The 20,726-nt window shown below is 60.3% G+C and carries 15 protein-coding genes; 8 read left to right on the forward strand and 7 right to left on the reverse strand.

Annotation, left to right across the window (positions count from 1 at the left end):
• The first annotated feature begins 65 nt into the window (after positions 1–65).
• Positions 66–1,160, forward strand: coding sequence for a peptidase C39 family protein (locus ACA065_RS16950; RefSeq protein ID WP_497690681.1), 1,095 nt, complete (start codon positions 66–68; stop codon positions 1,158–1,160).
• Positions 1,161–1,164: 4 nt separating this feature from the next.
• On the opposite strand, the gene sfnG is transcribed toward ACA065_RS16950, so the two are convergent.
• Entirely contained in the window at positions 1,165–2,250 is a 1,086-nt protein-coding gene (sfnG, locus tag ACA065_RS16955; protein ID WP_497690682.1) for a dimethylsulfone monooxygenase SfnG, read from the reverse strand.
• Between the two features lie 267 nt (positions 2,251–2,517).
• On the opposite strand from sfnG, the gene ACA065_RS16960 reads away from it, so the two are divergent.
• Positions 2,518–3,756, forward strand: a complete 1,239-nt coding sequence (locus tag ACA065_RS16960) for an acyl-CoA dehydrogenase family protein (RefSeq protein ID WP_497690683.1) — start codon at positions 2,518–2,520, stop codon at positions 3,754–3,756.
• Between the two features lie 1,230 nt (positions 3,757–4,986).
• Here ACA065_RS16960 and ACA065_RS16965 read toward each other — a convergent pair.
• The gene (locus ACA065_RS16965) at positions 4,987–5,772 is read right to left on the reverse strand and encodes a sulfite exporter TauE/SafE family protein (RefSeq protein WP_497690684.1); all 786 of its coding nucleotides are present in this window, start codon (positions 5,770–5,772) and stop codon (positions 4,987–4,989) included.
• Between the two features lie 91 nt (positions 5,773–5,863).
• Positions 5,864–6,634, reverse strand: coding sequence for a class I SAM-dependent methyltransferase (locus ACA065_RS16970; RefSeq protein WP_497690685.1), 771 nt, complete (start codon positions 6,632–6,634; stop codon positions 5,864–5,866).
• 139 nt (positions 6,635–6,773) lie between these two features.
• Between ACA065_RS16970 and ACA065_RS16975 the strand changes: the two genes are divergently transcribed.
• The 3 genes from ACA065_RS16975 (at position 6,774) to ACA065_RS16985 (ending at position 8,581) form a co-directional block, all read left to right on the forward strand.
• Positions 6,774–7,295, forward strand: coding sequence for a DUF3455 domain-containing protein (locus tag ACA065_RS16975; protein ID WP_497690686.1), 522 nt, complete (start codon positions 6,774–6,776; stop codon positions 7,293–7,295).
• A gap of 96 nt (positions 7,296–7,391) precedes the next feature.
• Positions 7,392–7,910 (forward strand): sigma-70 family RNA polymerase sigma factor, encoded by a 519-nt coding sequence (locus ACA065_RS16980; RefSeq protein WP_497695364.1) that lies wholly within the window; start codon positions 7,392–7,394, stop codon positions 7,908–7,910.
• Entirely contained in the window at positions 7,907–8,581 is a 675-nt protein-coding gene (locus tag ACA065_RS16985; protein ID WP_497690687.1) for an anti-sigma factor, read from the forward strand. The genes ACA065_RS16980 and ACA065_RS16985 overlap by 4 nt, the downstream gene beginning before the upstream one ends.
• Here the strand turns inward: ACA065_RS16985 and ACA065_RS16990 are convergent, their stop codons facing one another.
• Both ACA065_RS16990 and ACA065_RS16995 read right to left on the reverse strand, forming a co-directional pair.
• Complete coding sequence (locus ACA065_RS16990) at positions 8,582–9,883, reverse strand: ATP-binding protein (RefSeq protein ID WP_497690688.1); 1,302 nt, start codon at positions 9,881–9,883, stop codon at positions 8,582–8,584.
• Between the two features lie 3 nt (positions 9,884–9,886).
• Complete coding sequence (locus ACA065_RS16995; protein ID WP_497690689.1) at positions 9,887–10,588, reverse strand: response regulator; 702 nt, start codon at positions 10,586–10,588, stop codon at positions 9,887–9,889.
• Positions 10,589–10,874: 286 nt separating this feature from the next.
• Between ACA065_RS16995 and ACA065_RS17000 the strand changes: the two genes are divergently transcribed.
• From ACA065_RS17000 to ACA065_RS17010, 3 genes are all read left to right on the forward strand, one after another.
• Positions 10,875–12,032, forward strand: coding sequence for an efflux RND transporter periplasmic adaptor subunit (locus ACA065_RS17000; protein WP_497690690.1), 1,158 nt, complete (start codon positions 10,875–10,877; stop codon positions 12,030–12,032).
• 18 nt (positions 12,033–12,050) lie between these two features.
• Positions 12,051–15,140 (forward strand): multidrug efflux RND transporter permease subunit, encoded by a 3,090-nt coding sequence (locus tag ACA065_RS17005; RefSeq protein WP_497690691.1) that lies wholly within the window; start codon positions 12,051–12,053, stop codon positions 15,138–15,140.
• Between the two features lie 164 nt (positions 15,141–15,304).
• Positions 15,305–15,946, forward strand: coding sequence for a DUF1345 domain-containing protein (locus tag ACA065_RS17010; RefSeq protein ID WP_497690692.1), 642 nt, complete (start codon positions 15,305–15,307; stop codon positions 15,944–15,946).
• A 71-nt stretch (positions 15,947–16,017) separates the two neighbouring features.
• Here ACA065_RS17010 and ACA065_RS17015 read toward each other — a convergent pair whose 3' ends face one another.
• Positions 16,018–18,285 (reverse strand): autotransporter outer membrane beta-barrel domain-containing protein, encoded by a 2,268-nt coding sequence (locus tag ACA065_RS17015; RefSeq protein ID WP_497690693.1) that lies wholly within the window; start codon positions 18,283–18,285, stop codon positions 16,018–16,020.
• 253 nt (positions 18,286–18,538) lie between these two features.
• Positions 18,539–20,608 (reverse strand): hypothetical protein, encoded by a 2,070-nt coding sequence (locus ACA065_RS17020; protein ID WP_497690694.1) that lies wholly within the window; start codon positions 20,606–20,608, stop codon positions 18,539–18,541.
• Between the last annotated feature and the right edge of the window lie 118 nt (positions 20,609–20,726).

A 20,726-nucleotide genomic window follows, 5' to 3' on the forward strand; every position in this document is an offset into this window, starting at 1 on the left:
CTTTTCTATTAAGCACGATCTTTTAGAGAAGTCCCGTTTCGTTACGCAACTTTTACGGCGGTCATATGGCTCTTTCCTTTCGCGTTGCAACCCCCGCTGACGTGCCCGAATTGGTGGCACTGGAACAGCACTGTTTCACCACCGACCGGCTCTCGCCGCGCAGTTTTCAGTGGATGATCAGCCGCGCCCATGGCCAGCTGCTGGTCGCCGAAAAAGACGCGTCGTTACTGGGTTACGCCTTGGTGTTGTTCCATCGCGGCACCTCGCTGGCACGCCTGTATTCCATTGCCATCGCCGAGCACGCACGCGGCATGGGCCTGGGCAAACAGCTGCTGGCACGCATCGAGGCCTGCGCCGTGGCGCATGATTGCGCCTACCTGCGCCTGGAAGTGCGCGCCGACAACCCCGGCGCCCTCGCCCTGTATGAGCGCAATGGCTACCGGCGCTTTGCGCTGATCAACGACTACTACGAAGACCACGCCCCGGCGCTGCGCCTGGAAAAACGCATCGTCCAGCATCAGGATGCGCGCCCGCAAAGCGTGCCGTATTACCAGCAGACCACCGACTTCACCTGCGGCGCTGCGTGCCTGCTGATGGCAATGGGTGCGCTGGTGCCGGGCCGTGTGGCCGGGCGGCGCGAAGAGCTGCAAATCTGGCGTGAAGCGACCACCGTGTTCATGACCGCCGGCCACGGCGGCTGCAGCCCGCAAGGCTTGGCGCTGGCGGCCTGGCGCCGGGGCTTTCGCGTGCGCATGCAGGTGAATGTGCGCGGGCCGCTGTTTCTGGATGGCGTGCGCGATCAGCATAAAAAGGACGTCATGCGCCTGGTGCACGAAGCGTTTGAGGAAGAACTGGCCGGCAGCGACGTCGAGCAGCTGCTCGGCGGCGCACTGGATTTACCGCAGGTGTTGCAGGCCGGCGGGCAGCCGCTGGTGTTGATCAGCAGCTACCGGCTGACCCGCTCCAAATCGCCGCACTGGGTGATGGTTACCGATTGCGACGACGACTTCGTCTACCTGCACGACCCGGATGTTGACCACAGCCAGCATCGCCAGCCCCTGGACTGCCAGCATCTGCCGGTCAGCCACACGGAGTTCGAACGAATGTGCCGGTTTGGCAACAACAAACTGCGTGCGGCGGTGGTGGTCTTCACTCGGTAAAGGCTTATGCCACCTGCTTGATCCCGGCCTTGGCTTCCAGCTCGCGCACCAGCGGCAACACACGTTTGCCGAAGTAATAGACTTCCTCCTGGAAGTGCAGGAAGCCCGCCAGCACCAGGTCCACGCCCACGGCCTTGAGCGCAACGATGCGCTCGGCAATCTGCTGCGGGGTGCCGATCAGGTTGGTCTTGAAGCCGTCGTTGTACTGCACCAGGTCTTCAAAACTGGACTTGGCCCAATTACCCTCGCCTTCCGGTGAGGCCTTGCCGGCCTGTTTGGCCGCGTCACCAAAGGCATTCACGGCCTCAGGGTCAGCCTTGTCGATAATCTCGGCGAGCACCGCGCGGGCTTCTTCCTCGGTGTCGCGGGCGATCACAAAGGCGTTCACGCCGACTTTGACCGAATGGTTATTCGCAGCGGCCTTGGCGCGAATGTCATCGACCTGGGCCTTGATGCCTTCCGGCGTGTTGCCGTTGGTGAAGTACCAGTCCGACACGCGCGCAGCCATGTCCCGCGCCGCCCGCGAACTGCCGCCCTGGAACACTTCCGGCTGGCCCAGTGGCTTGGGCTTGAGTGTGTAGTTATTGAAACGGTAGAAGTCGCCTTTGAAGGTGAAATCGTCCTGGGTCCAGATGCCTTTCAGCGCACGGATAAACTCCTCGGAACGCCGATAACGCTCATCGTGCTCCAGCCAGTGTTCGCCGATGGCCTGGAACTCGCCCTTGAACCAGCCGCTGACGATATTCACCGCGATACGGCCATTGGTGAGTTGGTCGATGGTTGCCAGTTGCTTGGCCGCCAGCGCCGGCTGCCACGGGCCGGGCAGGATCGCCGCGATCACCTTGAGCGTGGTGGTCGCCGCCAGCAGCGCATGGCTGAAGGCCACGGATTCATGCTGGTTTTCCGCGCCGTAGCCGGCGGTGAAGCGAATTTGTGTCAGGCCGTATTCAAAGCCGGCCGCTTCGGCCAATTGCGCCAGCTTGCGGTTGTAGTCGATGCCCCAATCGGTGCGTTGCTCGATCTTGCTGACCACCAGCCCACCGCTGACGTTGGGCACCCAATAGGCAAATTTCACGGCTTGCTGACTCATCTGGCAGTACCTCGCACACAGGGATGTTTCCCAAGGCTTGAGCAGCAAGCGTGCCAGCCACCGGCAAAGGCCCGGCCCACAGGCGTTGCAGCCTGCAAAGCGACGCTCAACGGCGTTGGCGTGAATGTCGTGAATCGCGCCGCTTTGTCGATTCGTTGTTGCCGGAGCAACAGTTGTTCAGCCCCATCTCCCGTAAACATGGGGGCTGGCGCCCGGCACGGACTGTGCAATCGGCTAACGATTGATCACTGCCAAGGAGCCGTCCCCATGACCGAACAACACGTCATCAACCCGCTGTCTACCGGCGTCGACTACCCCACGCTGGCCGCACGCTTTCGGCCGATCTTCCAGCGCATCGCCGAAGGCGCGGTCGCGCGCGAACAGACGCGCGCCCTGCCCTATGAACCGATCCAATGGCTCAAGCAGGCCGGCTTCGGCGCGGTACGGGTGCCGGTGGAATACGGCGGCGGTGGCGCGTCGTTGCCGCAGCTGTTCGAGTTGCTGATTGAACTGGCGGCCGCCGACTCGAATGTGCCGCAGGCCTTGCGTGGGCATTTCGCGTTTGCCGAAGACCGCCTGAATGCGCCACCGAGCGCCGGCCGTGAGCTGTGGTTCAAGCGCTTTGTCGACGGCGATATCGTCGGCTGCGCCTGGACTGAGATCGGCAACGTGGCCATCGGCGATGTGGTCACCCAGGTCAGCCCCGATGGCGACAGGTGGAAGCTCAACGGCGAAAAGTTCTACAGCACCGGCAGCCTTTTCTCCGACTGGATCGACGTGTACGCGCAGCGCAGCGACACCGGTGGCGATGTGATCGCGGCCACCCGCACGCGCCAGCCTGGCGTGGTGCAAAGCGATGATTGGGACGGCTTCGGCCAGCGCACCACGGGCAGCGGTACAACGCGCTTTACCGATGCTGTGGTGGAAGCGGAAAACGTGATCGACTTTGCCACCCGGTTCAAATACCAGACCGCTTTTTACCAGCTCGTACTGCTGGCCAGCCTGGCCGGGATTGGTCGTGCAGCGCTCAGCGACGTGGCGCACCAGGTGCGCAACCGCAAGCGTATTTACAGCCATGGCAATGCCGCGCATGTCAGCCAGGATGCGCAGGTTCAACAAGTCGTCGGTGAAGTGGCGGCCCTGGTGTATGCCGCCGAGGCCAGTGCGCTGAAGGCCGCAGTGCCGGCGCAAGAGGCTTACCTGGCGCGGTTTGGTGGGGATGATGCCGCCGAGCATGCCGCGAATGTGGCGGCCGAGATTGACTCGGCGACGGCGCAGGTGGTGGTGTCGGCGTTGATCCAGCGGGCTACCAGTGAGTTGTTCAATGCGCTGGGGGCGTCGGATGTGCGTCAGGGCAAGGCGCTTGATCGTCACTGGCGGAATGCGCGCACGGTGTCTTCGCATAATCCGGTGATCTATAAGGCGCGGATTGTGGGGGATTGGGTGATTAATGGGGCAGAGCCGCCGTTTGTGTGGCAGATCGGGAATGGGCCGGGGAAGGGTTAGGTTTAGGTTTATCGACTAAGAATGAGTACATATCCGTTGCTGCGGTCACGGCTGGTATTGGTTCCGCCCTTACGGCGGGTCACTTTGCAAAAGCGGCAAAGTAACCAAAACGCTCTTGCCCCACCACTCGGCACCTCGCCTCCGGCTCGGTGTGCCCTCACGCAGGCTTTGGAGCGGGGGCCGCCGCGATGGGCCATCCTTGGCCCAGCGCGGCTAAACCGGCGTCCTGCCGGTTTACCCCCGCTCCAAAGCCTGCGTTCGGCCAGCGTGGTTTAACGGGGCGCCTAAGATCAAAATCAAGATCAAGATCTACAGCACGGCGGCCTAGTAGCCGACCTGAGTGGTTGAATCAAAAGCACAGCCAAGGCGGCCTGGCAGCCGACCTGTTCTTGGAAGCTGAACTCGGTTAACTGTGGAGGGGGCTTGCTCCCGATGGCGGTGTGTCAGTTGATGCACCTGGTGAATGGCCCACCGCATTCGCGAGCAAGCCCGCTCCCACATTTGGAGCTCAGTACATCAGGTAGATGTGTGTACTCGGTCAAAGGTGGGAGCTGGCTTGCCTGCGAAGGCATCAACTGTGTCTTACTGATGTACCGAGGTGTCTGCATCGCAGGCAAGCCAGCTCCCACACAAAAGCAGCTCTGCTTCTGATCTGTTTTTGCTGTGCTGTTGCCCTGCTTTTGCTTCAACCACTCAGGTCGGCTACTAGGCCGCCGTGCTCCCACATTTTGAGCTCAGTACACCAGGTAGATGTGTGTACTCGGTCAAATGTGGGAGCTGGCTTGCCTGCGATGGCATCAACTGTGTCTCACTGATCTACCGAGGTGTCTGCATCGCAGGCAAGCCAGCTCCCACAGAAAAGCAGCTCTGTTTCTGATCTGTTCTTGCTCTGCTTTTGCCCTGCTTTTGCTTCAACCACTCAGGTCGGCTACTAGGCCGCCGTGCTGTAGATTTTGATCTTGATCTGACAGGCCCCGTTAACCACGATGGCCGAACGCAGGCTTGAATCCGTGGGTAACCCGGCAGGACGCCGGGTTAGCCGCGCTGGGCCAAGGATGGCCCATCGCGGCGGCCCACGGATTCAAGCCGGAGTGCGGGCATGCCGAGCCTAGGCGAGGCACCGAGTGGTGGGGCAAAGACTTTTTGGTTACTTTTGTGTCTTTACAAAAGTGACCCGCTGTAAGAGCGGAACCATACGAAGCCGTTACCGCAGCAACGGATATGTACTCATCAAAACGCCAACTTATACCCAATGGCCATCAACATAACCGCCAAACACGGCCGCAACACACCATCAGGAACCTTGCCGGTCATATGGCTGCCGAAGTAAATCCCAGGCAACGACCCCATCAGCAAAAAACCCAACAAATGCCAGTCCATGTTCCCCATGCTGGCATGCCCCAGCCCCGCCACCAGCGTCAGCGGTACGGCGTGGGCAATCTCAGTCCCGACCAACCGCCGCGTAGCCAGAAACGGATACAAAATAAACAGCGCCACCGTCCCCAGCGCACCCGCGCCAATCGACGTGAGCGCAACCATAGTGCCGAGGATCGCCCCCGTCACCACCGTCAGCGCGTTCAAATTACGCGGGCTCATGTGGTAGTCATCACCGGCATGACGCTGGGCAAACGCCAACAGGCTTTTCTTGAACAGAATCGCCAACGCCGTCAGCAGCAACACAACGCCGAGCGCCTGCTTGATCACCGCATTCATGGCGCTGGGGTCAGTATGCAGGCTGGCCAGAAACCACAAGGTCAGCAGCACCGCAGGCACACTGCCCAAGGTCAGCCAGCCGGTGATGGTCCAGTCGATGTTCTTGTTCTTGCTGTGTACCAGCACACCACCCGACTTGGTGATGGCCGCATACAACAGGTCGGTGCCCACAGCGGTGGCCGGGTTGATGCCGAACCAAAGCAGGATCGGCGTCATCAAGGAACCCCCACCGACACCGGTCATGCCCACGATAAAACCAACAATCAGGCCCGCCACTACAAAACCAATATTCCCCACATCCATTACAGCTACCCGCGGCCTTATAAATTTCTGGCCGCAGGATAGCGATTTTTCTTATAACGACTTATATCAATATGATCTGACTTTATGCCTTTTATGGCAGGCGCTGACACACATAAGCCTGTGTCTGATAAGGGAACGCCACGGTGTCGCGCCCCTGCAAAGCGGGATGGCTGTCGATCAGCGCCTGCAACTGCGCAGTCACGGTGGCTTTTTCTGCAGCGGGCAGCGCCGCAATAAAGCTCACCGACAGAAAGCGATCCATGATCACCTCCTGCGGGCTGCCGACATGCTGATAGGGAAAGCAGGTCATTTGCGGCGCGCAAAAATACTCGCCGGTGAAGGCTTCTCGCCAACGGCCTGTGTGAAAGCGCGGCGTGTCGCCCTCATACGGCGTGATGATCTCGGTAATCGCGGCGACCCAATCCACTGACTCATCGCGCACATTCCACACCAGCCCCAAGCGCCCATCGGGCTTGAGTACACGGTGGATTTCCGCCAGCGCCGCCTCGGTGGAGAACCAATGGAAGGCCTGGGCACACACCAGCGCATCCGCGACAGCGGTTGCCAGCGGCATGGATTCGGCGGTGCCCTCCACCAGGCGCACCTGCGGCAGGAGTTTATTCAGCTGCGCGCCCATCGCCTGCACCGGCTCGACGGCGATCAACGCGGGCGCCAGGGTGCTGAGTAAACGGGTGAACTTACCGGTGCCGGCACCCAGGTCGATCACCGTCGATTGCGCGTTGACGTGCAGTGCCTCGGTCAGCCAGCCGGTGAGTTGCCGTGGATAGTCGGGCCGGCCTTGGGCGTAAGTGACGGCCTGGGTAGAGAAACCCTGTTGAGCAGACGTGTGAACACCGGTCATTGCCAATCTCTCCTCGGGTAGTGCGGGGGGCACAGTGTGCGCCCTCGTGGGTTTATTTTCTAATCACTGCATCCAATCGTGCGCGCCGTGGGTAGTACCTGCAGTTACCCCGCTGTTTTACTGAAATGGAGAAACCCCCATGCACGCTAAAACACTGCTCTGCCTGGCTGTTCTGCTGGCCGCTGCACCCACTGCCTTTGCCCAGACCGGTTTGCCCGACAGCATCAAGGTGCCGGACGGGCACAAAGTGGCGCTGGAGACTACCGGCGTCGGCGAAATCACCTACGAATGCCGCGACAAAGCTAACGCCGCCGGCCAGACCGAATGGACCTTCGTCGGCCCCAAGGCTGTGCTGAATGACCGCAGCGGCAAACCCGTGGGCACCTATTTCGGCCCGCCTGCCACCTGGCAGGCCAATGACGGTTCGAAAATCACCGGCACTCAATTGGCCGTGGCGCCGTCGAGTGCGGGCAACCTGCCCTATCAGTTGGTCAAGGCCAACCCGGCCGAAGGCAAAGGTGCGATGACTGGCGTCAGCTACGTCCAGCGCGTCGCCCTTAAAGGCGGCGTGGCACCGAGCACTGCGTGCACCGTCGCGAACAAGGGCAAGCAGGAAGTGGTGAAGTACCAGGCCGACTACATCTTTTGGGCGGCCAACTGAGCAAACTCAGCTACGCTGCTGCGATAGCGCCCCGGCCTCTGGGTCGGGGTATTGGTCTTGTTCTTGCGGCGTAAAACCGTGCCCTTACCTGAAACCCTGTTTGATTACGACGCCTGTTTGCAGGCCTGCGCCCGGGGCGATCAACGCGCCCTGCGCCAACTCTATGAGCAAGAGAGCAGCCGCCTGCTCGGCGTGGCCCTGCGCATCGCGCGTGACAAAGCCCTGGCCGAAGATATCGTGCATGAAGCGTTTATCAAGATCTGGCGTGGCGCCGGCAGTTTCGACCCCAGCCGTGGCTCGGCGCGGGGCTGGGTGTTCAGCGTGACTCGGCATCTGGCGCTGAATTGGGTGCGCAATCATTACCGCGAGGTGGCGTTGAGCGAAGAACATGAGGCCATTGCAGCCACCGATGACAGCGTTGAATTCACCGCACGGTCCGGGCAGATTCACCACTGCCTGGAACAGCTCGACCCGGCCCGTCGCCGCTGCATCCTGCATGCCTATGTCGACGGCTATTCCCACAGCGAAATCGCACAGAAACTGGACACTCCGCTGGGGACCGTCAAAGCCTGGATCAAACGTAGCCTCGCCGCGCTGCGGGAGTGCATGGCATGAGTAACCCACTTGATGAACTGGCCGGCGAATACGTGCTGGGCACCCTGCCCTCTGAACAGCGCGCCGAGGTCGAACAACGCCTACAACACGACAGCGCGTTACGCGCAGCGGTGGATGCCTGGGAGCAGCGCCTGTTGCCGCTGACGGCATTGGCCGAGCCGGTGCCACCTTCCGCCCAGCTGTGGCGGCGTATCGAACGCACCACAGCAAGCCCCGACACCCGCGTGTCGTGGTGGAACCTGCTGGCGCTCTGGCGCGGTTTGGCCGGTGCCGGTCTGCTGACAACGGTGCTACTGGCCGCGCTGCTGTTGACCCGCCCACCCACCGCTGAGCCAACCTTTGTGGTGGTGCTGGTGGCGCCCCAAAGCCAGGCGCCAGGTTGGGTTATCCAGGCCAGCAACACCCAGCAGATCCAGCTGATTCCATTGGGCGTGATGGAGGTGCCTGCCGACAAGGCGCTGCAATTCTGGACCAAAGCGGATGGGTGGCAAGGCCCCGTGTCGCTGGGGTTGGTCAAGCCGGGGCAGACGTTGTCGGTGCCGCTGGACAAACTCCCGCCACTGGCGCCAAACCAATTGTTCGAACTGACCCTGGAAGACCCGCGTGGCTCGCCGACCGGCAAGCCGACGGGGCCGATCCAGGCGATCGGCCGTGCCGTCAAGGTGCTCTGATCAGGCGACGCTGGGCAACCACAGCCGAAACCGCGCGCCGCCCAGCGGCGAAGCCTGCGCCGTCAAGCTGCCGCCCTGGGCTTCCATCGCGCGGCGGCTGATCGCCAAGCCGAGGCCGAAGCCGCCGGTGGCGCGGTCGCGGCTGCGGTCGAGGCGATAGAAGGGTTCGAAAATCCGCTCACGCTGGTCCACGGGAATGCCGATGCCATCGTCATCCACCCAGATTTCACAGCCGTTGGCACACACCTTGACGCCCACCTGGATGCGCCTGTCGCAGTAGCGCGTGGCATTGCGCAGCAGGTTTTGCAGCGCGCGCGCGGTGAGGCGTGGGTCGAGGCTGAAGCGCTCCACGGCGCAGTCGAGCGCCACGTCGATGACAATCTCGGGGTTTTCCAGCTCATCGTCGACGCTGCCCAGCACACTGTCGATGAACTCATCGAGTACCACGTCAACCCGCTCCGGCAGTTGCGCCGGGTTTTGCAGGCGGCTGTAGGAGAGCAGCTCCAGCACCAACTCATCCAGCTCACGAATGTGCGCCACCAGGCTTTGCAGGCGTTCGCGGCTGGCCGGCGGCAAGTCTTCGGACAATGCCAGGGCCAGGCCGAAATCCAGGCGCGTCAGCGGCGTGCGCAGTTCATGGGACACCGCGTTAAGCAGGTCGCGCTGCTGGTTGAGCAGGCGTTCGATATCGTCGGCCATGGTGTCGAACACCGACGCCAGGCTGCCGATGTTGGAACTGGCGGGAATACGCGTGCGCTCGGTCAGGTTGCCCCTGCCCAGCTGGGCGGCGGTGTTTTTCAGGCGTTCCAGGTCACGCCAGTGCGGGCGCAGCCAGAACAGCAGGCAGGCCAGCAGCGCGGCGCCGATCAGCACGTTCATTGACCAGTACAACAGGTTCATGTCCAGCGGGTCGGGCGGGATGGTCAGCTTGACCGCATACTGCTGGTTGATCGGCGAGCTGACCTCTTCCATCCAGCCCCACTCGCCCAGGCGAATTACCGGTTTGCCTTGTTCCAGCAGCTGCTCTTCTGCAGGGGTGTAGCTGGCGTCCTGGCGCAGCAGCAGGTGAACCTGGAGCGGCGCGAAGTCTTGGCGCAGTTGGTCGGTGACCTGCGACCAACGCTCAACCGGTGCGCGCAGGTACTGCTTGACGATGAGTGTTTGCAGGCCGCGACTCTGCTCGACGTTGTAGTTCATGTAGCGGTGTTCGAACACCTGAATCACCAACTTGGGGATCAGGTAAATCGCCGCACTGTAGGTGACGATGGTGATCAGGTAGAGGCGCAGGAGGACACGAAACATGGATCAGCATTCCCACTCGGAACGGCTGAACAGGTAGCCCTTGCCCCACACGGTCTTGATCTTGCGCGCCTCTCCGGCGTGGTCATCGAACTTGCGACGCAGCTTGGAGATGGCCACGTCCACCGAACGGTCGGTGCCGTTGAACTCGATACCGCGCAGGCGTTGCAGGATCTGGTCGCGGCTGAGCACTTCACCGGCGTGCCGGGCCAACACCACCAGCAGGTTGTATTCGCCGCTGGACAGCTCCACCGCCTGCTCACGCCAAGTCACGGTGCGCTCCGACAGGTCGATGCACAGGTTGCCCATGATGATCTGGTCGTTGGCCGCCTGGGGTTCGGACAGGCTGCTGCGGCGCAACAGGGTACGCACACGGGCCAGCAGCACGCGCGGCTCGCAGGGTTTGGTTACATAGTCGTCGGCGCCCATTTCCAGGCCCAGCACCTGGTCGTGGCTGTCGTCGCGCGCGGTGAGCATCAGGATCGGCAGGCCCGCCGAGTCGGCGCGCAAAAGGCGGCACACCTGCAGGCCGTCGAGGCCGGGCAGCATCAGGTCGAGAATCACCAGGTCCGGTGGGTTGAGGCGCGCGCGTTCGCGCACGTGGTCGCCACGGCTGAGTACGCTGACGTGGTAGCCATTGCGCTCCAGGTAGCTGGCAATCAGCTCGGAGAGTGCGGCGTCGTCTTCCACCAGAAGGATGTTGGGCATGGTGTTTCCAAATAATACTGTTAGCGGTCGTACACAAAACCACTGTGGGAGGGGGCTGTTCCCGATGGCGGTGGTTAAGTCGACCCATTTATTGGCTGATCCACCGCCATCGGGAGCAAGCCCCCTCCCACATTTGATCTTTGCTGTTTGCAGGATTGTGCAAGGATATACGCCCTCAGCGAACTATGGGTCGCACCTTACATTTCTTCACAGACGAGCTACACAGCTTCACAGCACCACGGCGCAGGTGTCTTTAGGATGCGCCAGTCACTATTGGGATATGAGCATGTCGAAGAATCTGTTTGCGCCGTTTTGCCTGCTGGCCCTGACGCTCGCCCTGAGCGCGTGCGGCCAGTCGACGGACGAAGCGCCGGAAACGCCCCTGGCCAAGGTCCGCATCGAGACCCTTGAGGCCAAGCCTTTGTCCATCACCAGTGAGCTGAGTGGGCGCATTGCCGCGCCACGCATTGCCGAAGTGCGCGCACGGGTGGCCGGCGTGGTGATGCACCGCGTGTTCAAGGAAGGCCATGACGTGAAACAGGGCGACGTGCTGTTTCGCATTGACCCCGCGCCCTTTAAAGCCGACCTCGACAGCGCCCAGGCCAACCTGCGCAAGGCTGAGGCCAACGCCTTCCAGGCGCGCCTGCAAGAGCAGCGTTACAGCCAGTTGGTCGAAGGCAACGCCATCAGCGGCCAGGACTACGACAACGCCCGCGCCGCCGTGCGCCAGACCAACGCCGAAGTCGCCGCCAACAAGGCCGCCGTCGAACGCGCCAAACTCAACCTGGGCTACGCCACCGTGACGGCGCCGATTTCCGGGCGTATCGGCCGTGCACTGGTCACCGAGGGCGCGCTGGTCGGGCAGAACGAAGCCACGCCGCTGGCGATCATCCAGCAACTGGACCCGATCCACGCCGACCTGACCCAGTCCACCCGTGAGCTCAACGACCTGCGCCGCGCCTTCCGTGCCGGCAGCTTGAAGCAAGTCGGCCAGGACCAGGCCAAGGCCACGTTGATCGAGGACGACGGCAGCCTGTACCCGCTGCCGGGCAAATTGCTGTTTGCCGAAATCAGCGTCGACCCGGGCACCGGGCAAATCGTCCTGCGCAGCGAGTTCCCCAACCCGGACCTCGACCTGTTGCCCGGCAGCTTTGTGCGGGTGCGCCTGGAACAAGCCGTGGACAAACAAGGCATCAGCGTGCCGCAACGCGCCATTACCCGTGACAGCGCCGGCATCCCCATGGTGCTGTTGTTGGACGCCGAACAGACCGTACGCCTGCAGCCGGTGGAGCTGGGCGCGGTGATCGAGGATCGTTGGATCGTCAGCAGCGGCCTCAAAGCCGGTGACCGCATCATCGTCGAAGGCCTGCAACACGCGCGCCCCGGCGAAAAGGTCGAAGTGGACGACAGCCCCGCGCCGAATGCCCAGGCCTCGGTCCGCTAAGCAAAGGAATACCTGACAATGCCGCAGTTCTTTATTGACCGCCCGATCTTCGCCTGGGTGGTGGCCCTGTTTATCCTGCTGGCCGGCGCGCTCGCCATCCCGCAGTTGCCGGTGGCCCAGTACCCCAACGTCGCGCCGCCGAAGGTGGAAATCTACGCGGTGTACCCGGGCGCCTCGGCCCAGACCCTGGACGAAAGCGTGGTCAGCCTGATCGAGCAGGAGCTCAACGGCGCCGATCACCTGCTGTATTTCGAATCCCAGAGCAGCCTGGGTTCGGCCACCATCACCGCGACCTTCCAACCGGGCACCGACCCGGAAATGGCCCAGGTCGATGTGCAAAACCGCCTGAAAGCGGTAGAGCCGCGCCTGCCGCAAGCGGTGACCCAGCAAGGTTTGCAGGTGGAGAAAGTCTCCGCCGGTTTCCTGCTGTTGGTGACCCTGACGTCCAACGACGGCAAGCTCGATGACGTCGCGCTCAGTGATTACCTGGCGCGCAACGTGATGAATGAGCTCAAGCGCCTCGACGGCGTGGGCAAGGCGCAGTTGTATGGCGCCGAGCGCGCCATGCGCGTCTGGATCGACCCGCAAAAACTGATTGGCTTCAACCTCACGCCGGCCGACGTCAACGCCGCCATCAGCGCGCAGAACGCCCAGGTCTCGGCGGGCAGTATTGGTGATTTGCCGGGCACCAAAACCCAGGAAATCACCGCCGCAATCCTGGTCAAGGGCCAATTGTCGACGCCGGCTGAGTTCGCCGACATCGTGCTCAAGGCCAACCCCGACGGTTCCACTGTGCGCATCGGCGATGTGGCGCGGGTAGAAATCGGCAGCCAGGAATATCAGTTTTCCACACGCCTGAACGGCAAGCCGTCCACCGCCGTCAGTGTGCAGCTGTCGCCGGGCGCCAACGCGCTGAACACCGCGACCCTGGTGCGCGCGAAGATGGATGAGCTGTCGCGCTACTTCCCGGCCAACGTGGAATACAAGATTCCGTACGACACCTCGCCGTTCGTCAAAGTCTCGATCACCAAGGTGGTCTACACCTTGCTGGAAGCCATGGCGCTGGTATTTGCGGTGATGTACCTGTTCCTGCAAAACGTGCGCTACACCTTGATCCCGACGTTGGTGGTGCCGATTGCGTTGATGGGCACCTTTGCCACCATGCTGTTGCTGGGGTTCTCGATCAACGTGCTGACCATGTTCGGCATGGTGCTGGCCATCGGTATCCTGGTGGACGACGCGATTGTGGTGGTGGAAAACGTCGAGCGCATCATGGTCACCGAAGGCCTGTCGCCCAAGGAGGCCACGCGCAAGGCCATGGGCCAGATCACCGGGGCCATCGTCGGCATTACCTTGGTGCTGGTGGCGGTATTCCTGCCGATGGCGTTCATGCCGGGTTCGGTGGGGGTGATTTACCAACAGTTCTCGCTGTCGATGGCCACCTCGATCCTGTTCTCGGCGTTCCTCGCCCTGACCTTGACCCCGGCGCTGTGCGCGACCTTGCTCAAGCCGATTGCCAAGGGCGAGCACCATGCCAAGGGCGGTTTCTTCGGTTGGTTCAACAAACGCTTTGAAAGCCTCACCGATCGCTACGAAGGCTGGGTGGCGTATGCGCTCAAGCGCAGCGGCCGTTATTTGCTGATTTATCTGGTGTTGCTGGTAGGCCTGGGGTGGATGTTCAGCCGCCTGCCCTCCTCGTTCCTGCCGGTGGAAGACCAGGGCTACACCATCACCGATATCCAACTGCCACCGGGCGCGAGCAAAAACCGTACGGTGCAGGTGGCCGAGCAGATCGAGGCACATAACGCTGGGGAGCCTGGCGTGGGTGATACCACCATGATCATGGGGTTCAGCTTCTCCGGCTCGGGGCAGAACGCAGCGTTGGCGTTTACCACGTTGAAGGATTGGTCGGAACGCGGCAGCGATGACTCTGCCGCATCGATTGCCGATCGCGCCAACGCAGCCTTCACCGAGCTCAAGGACGCGATTGCCTACGCGATCCTGCCGCCGCCGGTGGACGGCCTCGGCACCTCCAGTGGGTTCGAGTTCCGCTTGCAGGACCGTGGCGGTGTCGGCCACGCGGCCTTGATGGCCGCGCGTACCGAGTTGCTGGCGGCTGCCGCGAAAAGCCCGATCCTGGCCAACGTGCGTGAAAGCGCCCTGGCCGAAGCGCCGCAAGTGCAACTGGAAGTGGACCGCAAGCAGGCCAATGCATTGGGGGTGTCTTTTGCAGACGTCGGCAATGTGCTGTCCTCGGCCATTGGCTCGGCGTATATCAACGACTTCCCCAACCAGGGCCGCATGCAGCGGGTGGTGGTGCAGGCCGAAGGCGACCAGCGCAGCCAGGTCGCGGACTTGCTGAAGATCAACGTGCGCAACACCGCCGGAAAAATGGTGCCGTTGTCGGCGTTTGTCGAGGCCAAGTGGACCCAGGGCCCGGCGCAATTGACCCGCTATAACGGCTACCCCGCCATCGCCATCAGCGGCGAAGCGGCACCGGGGCATAGCACGGGTGAGGCGATGACAGAAATCCAGCGCCTGGTCAGCCAACTGCCCGCGGGCCTGGGCCAGGAATGGACCGGTTTGTCGCTGCAGGAACGCTTGTCCGGCTCCCAGGCGCCGTTGCTGCTTGGCCTGTCGCTGCTGATCGTGTTCCTGTGCCTGGCGGCGCTGTATGAAAGCTGGTCGATCCCCACCTCGGTGTTGCTGGTGGTGCCGCTCGGTGTGCTCGGCGCGGTATTGGCGGTGAGCTTGCGCGGCATGCCTAACGATGTATTCTTCAAGGTCGGCTTGATCACCATCATCGGTTTGTCGGCGAAGAACGCGATCTTGATCATCGAGTTTGCCAAGGACCTGTATGAGCAAGGCGAGGACCTGATCGACGCCACCCTGAAAGCCGCGCGGCTCAGGTTGCGGCCGATCATCATGACGTCGCTGGCCTTTATCCTCGGCGTGGTGCCGTTGGCGATTGCCACCGGCGCGAGTTCGGCCAGCCAACAGGCCATCGGCACCGGGGTGATCGGCGGAATGATCACCGCAACGCTGGCGGTGGTGTTTGTGCCGGTGTTCTTTGTGGTGGTCATGAAGCTGGTGCGCAAAAAGAGCTAAGCTCGGATCTGTGCAGCTAGCGGGCCTGTTGTGGCATGCAGGCCCGTTGTGGCGGGCGGGCATCAGGTGGCGAGCGCTCTCACCACAACAAGCCCGCTCGCCGCAGAGGTCAGCCTGTGGAGAATGCGCTATCGTGCTCACAACCTCCCCTGTTGTGAGCCCCCATGGCCTTCCTCGCCCGCACCCACCCCCGCCTCTCCTGCGCCGCCGTCCTCGGCCTTGCCGTCGGCATCCTGGCGCCGGCCGATACCCTCATCAGCAAAATCCTCATCGGCTGGAACGCCGGGGTCTGGACCTACTTGCTGCTGATGATGTGGCTGGCGACCCGCGCCCGCGCCGACGACGTAAAACGCATCGCCGAGATCGAGGATGAAAACGCCGGGCTGGTGCTGTTCATGGTGTGCATCGCGGCCATAGCCAGCCTGGCGACCATCACCGTAAACCTGGTGGGCAGCAAGGACCTGGACAGCACGGCACGCCTGCTGCATTACGGCTTTACCGGCATGACGGTGGTCGGCTCATGGTTGCTGACCGGGGTGATTTTCAGCGTGCATTACGCGCGGCTTTTTTACACCTGGGAAGGCGAGGAGCCGGCGCTGCGCTTTGCCGAAGGTTTGCGCAACCCCAACTATTGGGACTTCCTGTACTTCTCGTTCACCATCGGCGTGGCAGTGCAAACAGCGGACGTGGGCGTGGCCACGCGCAGTATGCGCAAAGTGGTGCTTGGCCAGTCGTTGATCGGTTTCCTGTTCAACACGGCGATTTTGGGTTTTTCGATCAATATTGCGGCAGGGTTGTTCAGTTAGGTCGAGCGTGCTGATCTGATGCGCAAAAAAAGGGGAAGCCGAAGCTTCCCCTGTTCAACTGCGTGAACCCTTTAAAAGGCCCACTGCACACCTACCGTCGCACCCCAAGGCTGATCGTAGGCCTTGCCTTTCATGTGCGTGGCTTCGGCATGCACACTCAGGCTTGGCGACAACGAAACAGCCATGCCGCCCGCGACTTCTACACTGCCACCCGACAGGTTATTTTTAAATTGCTGATCGTTGATATAGACCTTGTTGTCCGGGCTGAAATCACGCGCCACAGCAGTACGCATGTACGGCTGCAGGATGCCGCCGCTGTCGAGCTGGATGTTTTTACCGAGGGTTACACCGACCTTGCCGATTGCTGAAGTGGCACGATCGCTTTTTGCCTTCAGGCCGTTGTCCATGGTGTAGTTGGAGCCGCCAATCGCGGCGACGGCCAACTGAGCGAAGGGTTCAAGGTACAAACCGTCATCATCGAGCTTGATGTTCTTACCGACTTCAACCGAACCACTCACGGCGTCTTGCGAGTATTTGCCTTTGGCGCGCTGGCCGTCGCTCATATTGACCTGGCTTTGACCGTTCAAGCGGTTGACCTTGGCTGTCAGGTCGACATACACACCGCTCTCGTCATCACGCAAAATGCCATAAACACCAGCGTAGTAGCTGTTGACCATACCGCTGCTGCCGCGGCTCAGGCCCAGGGTGGAATTGCTGTAACCGCCCATCACACCCAATGTCCACAGTTCATCTACAGCCCAGTCCGCACCAATGGTCAGGCCCGCCTGATTCTGCGAGTAGCCCACGCCATTGCTGTTCGCCGCCACGTCCACCTTGTTGCCGTAGCCGCGCATCCACAGGCCTTGGCTCTTGCCTTCGCCGAAGCGGACTTCACCCATACGGGTGCGCAGGATGCTCGACTCGCCCAGCAATACAGCCGGTGCCGCGTTGGCGAGTGCCAGGACCGCTTTGGCGCTGGTACTGGTGCCCTTTTTCTCGGTGTCCAGGTACCAATCGGTGCCTTCCTGCTTGAGCCCATATTCATAAGCGCCGGCGTCGACGGTACCGCCTAGCAGGGCGAACTTGGCGCCACCGCTTTCAGTGTGCACCACCTTAATGGCGTCGCCAGTGGCCCTCTCCGAGCCACTGGCGCCGATCAACAGTTGGTGATTACCTTCGGCGTTGCCGTTGACATTCAACAAGTCGGTCTCGCCGGTGTTGAAGTTAGTGTGCATTTTGAACGTGCCGTTACCGGCCAAGCTGTTGGTGTTGAGTTGGAAGTACTGGGTTGGGCTGCCAAAGACGACGTTACCGCCCGCCATTCTCAGCGCGTTGACCTGGCTGTCACCCACCAGCATCCATTGAGCATTACCGTTGACATCAAGTTGCTTGACGTTGAACAGCTGACCGGTGAGCGACGCATTGTTGTTGAGCTGTACCGTGCCGGTGCTGCCCGCGCCAATGCTCACGTCACCGACCAGAGTGCTGTTGTCGACGTTCATGTTGGCAGTGGAATTATTGATGACCTGAAGCAGAACACCGTTACCGCTGAGCAATTGCGAGCCATTAAGCACTTGAATATCGGCCAGCGGCTTATTGGCTGCACTCGGGTTGACCAAAATGGCGGCCCCGGTTCTACCTTGGACTACCGAACTGTCGACTATCAAAGAGTTGGCCTGCGTCAGATTGCCGGCCGTGAACATCATTACACCGTTTTGCCCTCCAACTACCACGCTGTTATTCCTGACCGCCGCCGCGCCATTAAGCAGCATCAAACCGCTACCCGTCGCAGCGGTAGCTTCAACGCGGGCATTGTCCAGCGTCGCCGCACTGTAGCCGCCGACGGTAATACCGCGAACAGTACCCACCACCCTGCTGTCTTTCACCGTAACGAATGAACCATCCCTACCGGTGCTGTTACGGCCAAGCGTCACACCACTGCCAAAAGCATTGGAAACCAAGCTGTTGTTGGTAATGAACACACTGGTGTTGCCGATGGCAGAAAGACCGGACGTGGTCCTGCCGGTCATTTGTGAAGCATCTAGCTCCACCCTCGAATTATCGCGCGCAGTAATCTCTAACGATCGGCTGCCTGCCTGAAGCCTTAAACTGGCTCCGCTCGCAATAATTTCGTTGGTGTTCGCACCCGTGCCAGTTAAGCCCGAGCCCGGACTCAATAAATAGCTGTCCAGCCTTGTGGACGCATTTATAGTCGTGCCTGGCACATTGACTGGCGTTTGTGCCTGAACACTCGGAACGGCCAGGAACAATAAGGAGACTGCTTGAGCCGTTAAGGCAAGGCTCAAGGGTGTTGGTTTAAAACTGAATACTGCCGACATATCAATGAACCTCTAATGCCTTCACGAAACGACAGGGAGGGTTCTAAATCGCATGGAGCCCGACCCATCAAGCGGCGCCATGATTGAACAGCACGCCTGTAAAATATGTAGGACTTTTCTTGATCAGCTAAGTGAACAAGCCAATCAGAGATGCAGGAAAAACCTCGCCAGCACCCCCAAAATATAAAACTAACGCAATGGATGATGCCAAAGAGGAGCCTGCCCCCTCTTTGGCAACTACTGCCGCCCTTGCTTATGGAATAACGCCACCGGAGCAATAGAGGCTAGTTCCGGTAGGGCCAGGAACGACGCCCCTTACAATAATAGTGGCAGTACGAGATTCCACTGTCACACCTCCGGAAATGGTTTTATATGTCAACGTTGCAGAACCAATAGCCCTTTGCGCACGCGTAGCGTGAATCGGATCAAACAGTTCGGTAGAAGTCCCCAAATCCACCGTAAAACCGGTCGTAATAGCCGCTACACCTGGTAATCTGAAAGATTTAACGAACGCCGGTAAAGGCGTACCTGTAGCGTTGTTGGTTTGGTAGCCAATGTACGTCACTTCAACCTCCTCTGTTAATGACAAATATCGAGAAGCAGGGATAGTCACTCTAAGGAGACCAGTAGGCCCCTGCGGCACCAAACTAACGCAACCTACCGCCCTACTTGTACCTTGAGCAATAGCGCCCACTACTACCGGCGCATCCATAAATCGGACCGCAGAACTTACAGTGACTTCCGTATCGGGAGAACGCTGCGTGTAAGAGCTGCCTGTGGACGTAACAGTATAAAAGACCTGCACCTTACCATTTCCCGCATTCAATATAGCATCGAACGGAATCGGCACTACAACTTGCCGGGCCGGATCGATACTTGTCACTGTTTGCGAGAAAATCCGACCACCGTAATTCACGTTAAACGTGACCGGCAGTTGCGTATCGATCAATGGCTGTGCGGTCCAATAAGGAATCACTGCGCGTGCATCCCGATTTACGTCGCCAATTTCCAGAATGTTATTGGGTCCAAATGAGCCGGGGCCACGAACCGCCTGCACCACCAAAGGAAGTAGATCGTTGTTGACACCGTTAGGCCCTGGAGGATTTGGGTTCGGGTTCGGCCCAACCAGTTTAAGGTTCAGATTGAACGTTTCACTCAATGGCACTGCCGGAAAGATATTGCCGGCACGCATTAAAGTATAAGCAGCCGTGATTGACACATCGCCTGGACCTGCGCCCCACAGTGCGCGCAGTTGAACATCGGTGAAATCAAACCGCATCGGAAAGGTAGAGGCGTTCACCTGCTGCCCCACCGAGAATGGGCCGCCAGCCCCTCCTGACAAGGTGACGGTGATTACGTCTGTCGGCAGGACGTTCTGGATAGCAGGAACTCGCGCGATCAAACCATTTGAGATGCCCATTTCACGAAGATCGAACTGTCTGTCACCGGGAACCGCATTATCGATGGTAAGTGGCTGGAAACCGGTCGGTGCTGGAGCCTGCGACAAGTCGCCAAGCAACAAGGCTTCCGAATCCTGGGAGGGTTTTCCGGTGACTTCAAATATTTGATAGGTAATTGGAAAGTTTCCAGGTGCCGCGTCGTACATGGCCAATGAAATGGGAACAGTGGGTGGCGTGGTGAGGGTGATCGGGAACCTTGTGCCAAAGGGCGGAACATTAAGCAGCACGCCGTTGCGTCGTACCTCGACCATATCGTCAGCAGAATAACCGTCCGCTGCGGTGTAAGGTATCCCCAAATTCAACGTTTGATTGGCTGCGCTCAAGAAGTCCGCACGCGTCAGCGGATTCGATACGCCAGCAGGCAACGTGAGTGCAGGAGGCCGAGTGCCAGAACGCTCGAAAGGAGCGGTATCATCCACGATCAGCAGTTGTGCGACCGTGCTGTTTTGGTTAACTACATAAGCGTCTGTGAATAGTACGCTGACCAACCAAACGCCACGCTGATAACTGGCCTGCGGTAGGGATATCGTGAGAAAAGGGTCGCCAGAAGAAACCTGTATCCTATAATCAATCCCACCCCGCTCGAAATACGTATTTTCCGCCTCTGGGGTCATACTGTTAACGTCCATGTAAGGACGGAGCCTGACCGTTACGTTGTCCGGAACGTCAGGATCTGTAGTGGCGCTATCCCAATTGCCAACCACCAGGTCGGTTTGTTGACCTTTTACGGCGCTATATTTCAGAAGCCCTGTGTAACCTAGCACCTCGTCTGTAAATCTGCCGGCGGGTAGTTTAGCAGGCGTGTAATCGCTAGGAAGCTTGGGTACAAAATTGGTAATGAGCTGTCTGTTTGTGATGTCCATCGTCATGCTCCGGTTAGTTATATCAATCGAACAACTGCTTCCATCGCCGGCTGAATAAAGCCTTCGAATCAACCGCCAACTTTTTTGAAAAACTGCGACCGCACTTGCCTTGCAATAA

Source organism: Pseudomonas sp. LBUM1640 (assembly GCF_059716225.1).

Coding starts and splice junctions, on each gene's coding strand:
- ACA065_RS16960 (WP_497690683.1), top strand. CDS start 2,518: ATGACCGAACAACACGTCATCAACCCGCTGTCTACCGGCGTCGACTAC.
- ACA065_RS16995 (WP_497690689.1), bottom strand. CDS start 10,588: ATGCCCAACATCCTTCTGGTGGAAGACGACGCCGCACTCTCCGAGCTG.
- ACA065_RS16970 (WP_497690685.1), bottom strand. CDS start 6,634: ATGACCGGTGTTCACACGTCTGCTCAACAGGGTTTCTCTACCCAGGCC.
- ACA065_RS17020 (WP_497690694.1), bottom strand. CDS start 20,608: ATGGACATCACAAACAGACAGCTCATTACCAATTTTGTACCCAAGCTT.
- ACA065_RS16990 (WP_497690688.1), bottom strand. CDS start 9,883: ATGTTTCGTGTCCTCCTGCGCCTCTACCTGATCACCATCGTCACCTAC.
- ACA065_RS16975 (WP_497690686.1), top strand. CDS start 6,774: ATGCACGCTAAAACACTGCTCTGCCTGGCTGTTCTGCTGGCCGCTGCA.
- ACA065_RS17015 (WP_497690693.1), bottom strand. CDS start 18,285: ATGTCGGCAGTATTCAGTTTTAAACCAACACCCTTGAGCCTTGCCTTA.
- sfnG (WP_497690682.1), bottom strand. CDS start 2,250: ATGAGTCAGCAAGCCGTGAAATTTGCCTATTGGGTGCCCAACGTCAGC.
- ACA065_RS16985 (WP_497690687.1), top strand. CDS start 7,907: ATGAGTAACCCACTTGATGAACTGGCCGGCGAATACGTGCTGGGCACC.
- ACA065_RS17010 (WP_497690692.1), top strand. CDS start 15,305: ATGGCCTTCCTCGCCCGCACCCACCCCCGCCTCTCCTGCGCCGCCGTC.
- ACA065_RS17000 (WP_497690690.1), top strand. CDS start 10,875: ATGTCGAAGAATCTGTTTGCGCCGTTTTGCCTGCTGGCCCTGACGCTC.
- ACA065_RS17005 (WP_497690691.1), top strand. CDS start 12,051: ATGCCGCAGTTCTTTATTGACCGCCCGATCTTCGCCTGGGTGGTGGCC.
- ACA065_RS16965 (WP_497690684.1), bottom strand. CDS start 5,772: ATGGATGTGGGGAATATTGGTTTTGTAGTGGCGGGCCTGATTGTTGGT.
- ACA065_RS16950 (WP_497690681.1), top strand. CDS start 66: ATGGCTCTTTCCTTTCGCGTTGCAACCCCCGCTGACGTGCCCGAATTG.